Origin of the sequence: Dolichospermum sp. LEGE 00246 (assembly GCF_015207865.1) — a bacterium.
In the GTDB taxonomy this organism is placed as follows: domain Bacteria; phylum Cyanobacteriota; class Cyanobacteriia; order Cyanobacteriales; family Nostocaceae; genus Dolichospermum; species Dolichospermum heterosporum.
This window is the reverse complement of the sequence record NZ_JADEWA010000535.1, coordinates 1-3,301: the sequence shown is the minus strand read 5'-3', so window position 1 is coordinate 3,301 and position 3,301 is coordinate 1. Positions and strand designations below refer to the sequence as shown.

3 protein-coding genes are annotated in these 3,301 nt (G+C 35.8%); all 3 read left to right on the top strand.

From position 1 onward, the window contains the following. Nucleotides 1-223 (top strand): DUF4089 domain-containing protein (locus IQ228_RS23560; RefSeq protein ID WP_370566937.1); only part of this gene is annotated, 223 nt, incomplete at its 5' end. A gap of 7 nt (nucleotides 224-230) precedes the next feature. Continuing rightward, nucleotides 231-1,592 carry an AtzE family amidohydrolase gene (locus IQ228_RS23555; RefSeq protein WP_193964633.1) on the top strand — a complete coding sequence of 454 codons (1,362 nt, stop codon included), beginning with the start codon at nucleotides 231-233 and terminating at the stop codon, nucleotides 1,590-1,592. A gap of 125 nt (nucleotides 1,593-1,717) precedes the next feature. Then, nucleotides 1,718-2,890: an FAD-binding oxidoreductase gene (locus IQ228_RS23550; protein WP_193964631.1), complete on the top strand. Its 1,173-nt coding sequence runs from the start codon at nucleotides 1,718-1,720 to the stop codon at nucleotides 2,888-2,890. Nucleotides 2,891-3,301 lie beyond the last annotated feature (411 nt).

Sequence of the window (3,301 nt, the reverse complement as noted above, 5' to 3'; positions counted from 1 at the left end):
TATAAGAGACAGGGGCATTGTTCACCCTACAAAGATGGAAAATAATAATTTGCAAATTCAAGAATATGTTCATCAAATGTCGTTATTATTGGATTTACCAATAAATGATGAATACAAAAATAGTGTAATTGCCAATTTTGAGAAAATCAAAGATATCGCTGAAATTGTCAATAACTTCCCTTTGCCAGAATCAATGGAAATTGCACCTATTTTTGAACCATAAATGAACCATGAAAGATGCTGTATCTATCGCCGAAAATGTGTTATCAGGTAAAATTAGCGCAGTGGATATTACCCAAGCTGCATTAACTAGAATTGCTGATAGAAATAATCAATTAAATTGCTTTACAACTATTACCACAGAAACAGCTTTACAAGATGCAGCAAATATTGATCAAGAAATTGCAGGAGGGAAAAATCCCGGTGTTTTAGCTGGTGTACCTTTTGCAGTGAAAAACCTATTTGATATTGCAGGTTTAACAACATTAGCAGGGGCAAAAATCAATGCTGAAAATCCCCCCGCTACCCAAGATGCAACCGCAATTAAGAGATTAAAAAAAGCTGGTGCGGTACTAGTTGGGGCGTTAAATATGGATGAATATGCTTATGGATTTGTCACAGAAAATGCCCATTATGGCACAACTCATAACCCCCATGATTTAAACCGTGTTGCGGGAGGTTCTTCTGGTGGTTCTGCTGCTGCGGTTGCTGGGGGTTTAGTTCCTTTTACTTTGGGTTCAGATACTAACGGTTCTATTCGTGTTCCTGCGGCTTTATGTGGTGTTTTTGGGTTTAAACCTACTTATGGCAGGTTATCCCGTGCAGGTGTAAAATTATTTTCTAGTAGTTTAGATCATATCGGTCATTTTGCTAATTCAGTCCGAGATATTGCCACAATTTTTGATGTTTTGCAGGGTGAAGATGAAAAAGATCCAGTTTGTACAAAACGTCCGATTTCTAAATGTTTACCACAAATAAATCATGATATCTCTAATTTGAGAATTGCGATCGCCGATGATTATTTTACCCAAAATGCAGATATAGAGGCTTTGGAAGCCGTTCTCAAGGTGGCTAATGCTTTAAATGTAAGTGAACATATAACTATTCCCGAAACAAAAATTGCCCGTGCTGCGGCTTTTATCATTACCGCTTGTGAAGGAGCGAATTTACATTTAGATAAATTAAAAAGCCGTCCCCAAGACTTTGATTTTGCGACGCGAGATCGTTTTTTAGCAGGTGCATTAATTCCTAGTAGTTGGTATTTGCAAGCGCAGCGGTTTAGAAAATGGTATCGAAATCAAGTTAGAGAAATATTTGCAAATGTAGATATAATTATTGCCCCGACAACACCCATTACTGCGCCCTTAATTGGTCAACAAACTATGATATTAAATGGTGAGGAAATTCTGATTCGTCCTCATTTGGGTTTATTCACTCAACCATTATCTTTTATTGGTTTACCTGTTTTATCTGTTCCTATTCATCAAGAAAATTATTTACCTTTAGGAGTACAATTAATAGCAGCACCCTATAATGAAGCTTTAATTTTACGGGTTGCAGCAATTTTAGAAAAATATGGTATAGTTCAATAGGTTTCTGTTAGGAATAAAACTCTTTTTTAAAACAAACCGCAGAGGCACAGAGGACACAGAGAAAAAGCATTTTTAACTTAACTGTATTGTGGTGTAATTTATTTTAAATCTTAAATATCGAAATTATGAAAATTTATGACTGGATTGTTATTGGTGCGGGAATTACTGGTGCTGCACTTGCTTATGAACTAACAAAAATCGGATTTTCTGTCCTTTTGTTAGAACAATATGAAATATCTCAAAATGCTACTCGTTATAGTTATGGTGGAATTAGTTTTTGGTCAGGAAAAACACCAATTACACAACAATTATGTGAGGAAGGTATTACCCGTTACCGTATCTTATCACAGGAATTAAATGCAGATACTCAATTTCGGGAATTAGATTTATTAATGACTATTCCTGTGGATATGAATCCTGAAATTATGCTTCAATCTTATCAAGAAGTTTTGACTCCTCCGCGGTTAATTACTATTCAAGAAGCTTGTGAATTAGAACCTTTATTAAATCCTCAAGTCATATCTGGTGCATTAACTGTTAAACATGGTCATGTTCACCCAGAAAAAATTACTCAAGCTTACATTCAAGCTATGGTAAATTTAGGAGGAGAAATTGAATTTGGGAATTTTTTAGAATTGATCACGACACCTTCCAAAAAATGTACAGGTGTGAAAACAAATACCACTACTTTTTATGGTGATAATGTTGTTATTTGTGCTGGAGGAATTAGTCGAAAATTACTAAAATCAATGGGTATTACTGCGAAAATATATTTTTCTCATGCAGAAATTATTGAAACACCACCTTTGGATATTAAATTACATACCTTAGTATCACCAGCAAATTTGCAAAGATTTCAATTAGAAGCAGAATCTACTCAAATTGATGAATTATGGGATAACCCAGATACTGAAATACTACCACCAATTTTAGATGTTGGTGTGGTGCAATTGTTGGACGGTAGTTTGCGCTTAGGTCAAGTTAGCCGATTTTTAGTAAATCCGCAAGCAGAAATTAACTCAGCAGCAAGTGAACAATGGTTACGAGAAAGCATCACGAAAATATTACCAAGTTTAGGAAATGTACTAGGAATATGGCATCATTGTTTAGTCGCATTTACTCAGGATAAATTACCTTTAATTGGTGCTATTTCTGAATTTTCAGGACTGCATATATTTTCAGGTTTTACTAGTCCTTTTATTTTTGTTCCTCCTTTAGCTGTCCGGTTTGCTAAGTTTGTATCTGGTTATGAAGATGAGATAATTAAACAGATGTCTCCTCACCGTTGGCATGATTAATAGTATTTTGTGAATCTGATTTTATGAGTTTAGCAGCTTCTTGTAATAAGTAATTGGACAAAAATATTTACAGTCATTGCGAGCGAAGGGAAGCAATCACAACCCTTGGAATTGCTTCATTTCACTTTGTTCCATATGGCTAACGCCACGCAACGTTTACGCAATGACATTGTGTAATTAATTCTGTCTCACTACTTAGTGATTGTTCTTGTTGATGAATAACTTCTAAACGAGGGGAAATTTCCGCTAAACGTTGCTATTTCCTGTTCTTGCACTTTTAGATCCCACAAGGGGATTGCGGGAAGGCTGGGAGCCGCGTCTCTTTAGAGCGCGGGGGAAAGCCTACCCGTGCGGTTTTAACCGCTGCCAATATTCTCAACTATGATGCGGGTCATTAATATATCTTTCTAT

Excerpts from the sequence above, each read along its gene's own strand:
- IQ228_RS23550 (WP_193964631.1), top strand. The coding sequence starts at position 1,718 with ATGAAAATTTATGACTGGATTGTTATTGGTGCGGGAATTACTGGTGCT.
- IQ228_RS23555 (WP_193964633.1), top strand. The coding sequence starts at position 231 with ATGAAAGATGCTGTATCTATCGCCGAAAATGTGTTATCAGGTAAAATT.